General features: G+C 55.8%; 4 protein-coding genes. All 4 read left to right on the top strand.

Annotated features, from left to right (window positions below):
* Window positions 1–1,026, top strand: a 1,026-nt coding sequence (locus QZ326_RS12310) for a phenylalanine--tRNA ligase subunit beta (protein ID WP_295745691.1), incomplete at its 5' end; no start/stop codon positions are given.
* A 316-nt stretch (window positions 1,027–1,342) separates the two neighbouring features.
* Window positions 1,343–1,588 carry an IreB family regulatory phosphoprotein gene (locus QZ326_RS12305; RefSeq protein ID WP_016323605.1) on the top strand — a complete coding sequence of 82 codons (246 nt, stop codon included), beginning with the start codon at window positions 1,343–1,345 and terminating at the stop codon, window positions 1,586–1,588.
* Window positions 1,589–1,806: 218 nt separating this feature from the next.
* On the top strand, window positions 1,807–2,106 hold the full coding sequence (locus tag QZ326_RS12300; protein ID WP_295745685.1) for a hypothetical protein: 300 nt from the start codon (window positions 1,807–1,809) through the stop codon (window positions 2,104–2,106).
* A 48-nt stretch (window positions 2,107–2,154) separates the two neighbouring features.
* Window positions 2,155–3,069: a C40 family peptidase gene (locus tag QZ326_RS12295; RefSeq protein ID WP_295745682.1), complete on the top strand. Its 915-nt coding sequence runs from the start codon at window positions 2,155–2,157 to the stop codon at window positions 3,067–3,069.
* Window positions 3,070–3,121 lie beyond the last annotated feature (52 nt).

Raw genomic sequence — 3,121 nt, 5'->3', positions numbered from 1 at the left:
CCCTCCTGGCGGAGCGACGTGGAGGGCATGGCGGACCTGGCCGAGGAGGTGGCCCGGTTCTACGGCTACAATAAGATCCCCGACACCCTCTCCTCCGGCCTGAATGAGCGCCGGGGCTGGAACTCCGTTCAGCAGGTGGAGAACACCATGGGCGCCCTCTGCCGGGCCGCCGGATACAGCGAGATCATCACCTACTCCTTCATCAGCCCCGCCTATTACGACAAGATCGACCTGCCGGCAGATTCTCCCCTCCGGAACTCCATGAAAATCCTGAATCCCCTGGGGGAGGACACCTCTATCATGCGCACCACCACCCTGCCCTCCATGCTGGAGATTCTGGCCAGGAACTACAACTACCGCAACAAGACCGTGCGGCTCTATGAGCTGGGCCGCACCTACTTCCCGAAAAACGACGGCTCCGGCATGGCCGACGAGCCCAAGGTTTTGTCCCTGGGCGCCTACGGCGGCATGGATTTCTTCACTCTCAAGGGCACGGTGGAGGTTATTCTGGAGGGGCTCCGGATCACCGACGTGCGGTATGAGGCGGAGCGGGAAAACCCCTCCTACCATCCCGGCCGGTGCGCCAGGGTATACAGCGGAGAGACGCCGCTGGGCGTCCTGGGGCAGGTCCATCCCCATGTGGCCGGCAACTACGGCGCAGACTGCGAGCTCTATACTGCGGAACTCTGGTTTGACGCCCTGTGCCAGTGCGCCGGCGGCAAGCCGCTGTACGTTCCCCTGCCCAAGTTCCCCGCCGTCACCCGGGACATCGCCCTGCTGTGCAGCCGCAGCATCCCCGTGGCCGCGCTGGAGGACTGTATCCGCCGGGGCGCCAAGGGCCTTTTGAAAAATGTGGCCCTGTTTGACATCTACACCGGCCCCGGCGTGCCGGAGGACAAGAAAAGCGCCGCCTTCAGCCTGGAACTCCGGGCTGACGACCGCAGCCTCACCGCCGAAGAGGCCGACGAGGATGTAAAAAGCATTCTGGAACTGCTGAAAACCGAACTGGACGCCGTGCTCCGGTGATATTCGGCGCAAGCGCGCCGTCCAACTGTTCTGCCTGCAAATCCTGGAAATGAGCGGACTCTGCCTGTCCGTTTGAGTTCCATACGAAGCATGGACAAGGATGTAAGAAGCGCCATAAATCTGCTGAACACCAAGACAAATCCTGTTTTGCATTGGCAGACAACTCCATATCCCGCCGGAAATTGTTTTCCGGCGGGATATGGAGTAAAAATCTTTTCTAAATTTCCGATAGAAACCCTTTACAGTTTTTCGAAAAAAGTGTATACTAACTCTGATAATGAAATTTCCCCCTAAGAGAAAGAAAGGTGGTGTCTGTATGGACGACTATACCCGGAAATTCAGCATCGCGATGGACAAGGACGAGGAAATCTATCAGATCCTGTCCACAGTCTACCGGGCCTTGGAGGAAAAGGGCTACAACCCCATCAATCAAATCGTGGGGTATATCCTGTCCGAGGACCCCACCTATATCACCAACCACAACAATGCCCGTACTCTGATCCGCAAGATCGACCGGGACGAATTGTTACAAGTCTTGGTGCGGAAGTACCTGAACCAGTAACAAAAGTAACAAAAATTACAATCCTGTAAAATTTTTTCCGCAGAATTTTTCGTGTCGCAAACCGTGCGATCCGGATAATTCTGCGGTTTTTTCTGTACTTTTTGATCCGTTTTGTCGATTTTTAAGAAAGATCTCTGCCAAAATCCTTCCGTCGTTTCATTGACAAAGAGGAAAAATCATGTTACAATTTGGTTACAAAATTTCAAAGGAGTGTTTTAATGGCAGAAAAAAAAGGTGCAAAGAACGAAGGTCTCCTCTATAAGGGTCATCCTCTCCGCCGGATAGACAACCTGATCTATTACGGTTCGATGGCCGACAAATATATTATTATGATGCAGGTCCTGGACAACAAACAGGAGCAGGACATCAAGCTGGCCACGAAGGTCTCCATTCAGCTGCAGCTGACGGAACCGGAGAACTCCCGCAGCCGTATTGTGAAAAAGAGCGAAAAGGACAGCCTCTACGCCGCCATGGACGTTGCCGCCATCTGGCTGGACCGGGCCCTGGCTGGAAAATAAGTCCCTTCCACCTTCTACAAAAGCTGAAACGAAAGGATGCATATACGTATGACACACCTCGTTGGAAAGGCGGTCAGAATCGCCACTCTCGCCATGATCGCCGCTGTTCTGCTGGGCGTCACCGCCCTGGCCGCTGAAGAAGATATTGCCGTTGCCATCGGCGCCACCACCGGTTCCTCCCTGCGGCTCCGTTCCGGGCCCTCTCTCGACGCCTCCGTCATCACCATGCTGGATGAAGACGTGCCTGTGGCCGTACTGGACAACACACTGGACGGCTGGTACAAAATCAACTACAACGGAAACACCGGCTTCGTCTCCGCCGACTACATGCTCATTGATCAGGACAATATTTTCGATGCTTATGGCCGGGTGGAGGGCGACGGCGTCAATGTCCGCTCCACCTCCTCCACGGACGGTCAGGTGCTCACGGTGATGAACCGCAACAGTATCGCCACTGTCAGCGGCTTTGAGGACGGCTGGTACAAGATCACCGCAAACGGTGTGGACGGCTATATCCGCAGCGATTACCTCACCATGTGCGGCTCCAGTTTCAGCGCCGCCGGTTCTCTCGGCAGTTCCGCCAACGACGTGGTGAGCTTTGCCAAACAGTATTTGGGCACCCGCTACGCCTACGGCGGCTCCTCTCCCAGCGGCTTTGACTGCTCCGGCTTCACCATGTACGTCTATAAGAACTTTGGCTACTCTCTGCCCCACACCGCCACCGGCCAATGGCAGAGCGGATACGGTACCCGGATCTACAATATCAGCGAGCTGCAGCCCGGCGATCTGGTGTTCTTCTGTGATCCCAGCCGCTCCAACGGCAAGGCCTGCTCCCACGCCGGCATCTATGTGGGCAATGGACAGCACATTCACTCCTCCTCTTCCCGGAGCGGCGGCGTGATTATCAGCGACCTGACCAGCGGATACTACAATACATATTTTGTCGGCGGGATCCGCCTCTGAGAGTCAAAACCTCCGGCTAAGCCGGAGGCTTGAATAAGCCCTAGAAGGGCAT

Source organism: uncultured Oscillibacter sp. (assembly GCF_910587525.1).
Taxonomy (GTDB): Bacteria; Bacillota; Clostridia; order Oscillospirales; family Oscillospiraceae; genus Oscillibacter.
The sequence above is the reverse complement of the archived record's forward strand: the minus strand, read 5'-3'. Positions and strand labels throughout refer to the sequence as shown.

Bases quoted from the DNA above. Each gene is read 5' to 3' on its own strand.
- QZ326_RS12305 (WP_016323605.1), top strand. From the start codon at position 1,343: ATGGACGACTATACCCGGAAATTCAGCATCGCGATGGACAAGGACGAG.
- QZ326_RS12300 (WP_295745685.1), top strand. From the start codon at position 1,807: ATGGCAGAAAAAAAAGGTGCAAAGAACGAAGGTCTCCTCTATAAGGGT.
- QZ326_RS12295 (WP_295745682.1), top strand. From the start codon at position 2,155: ATGACACACCTCGTTGGAAAGGCGGTCAGAATCGCCACTCTCGCCATG.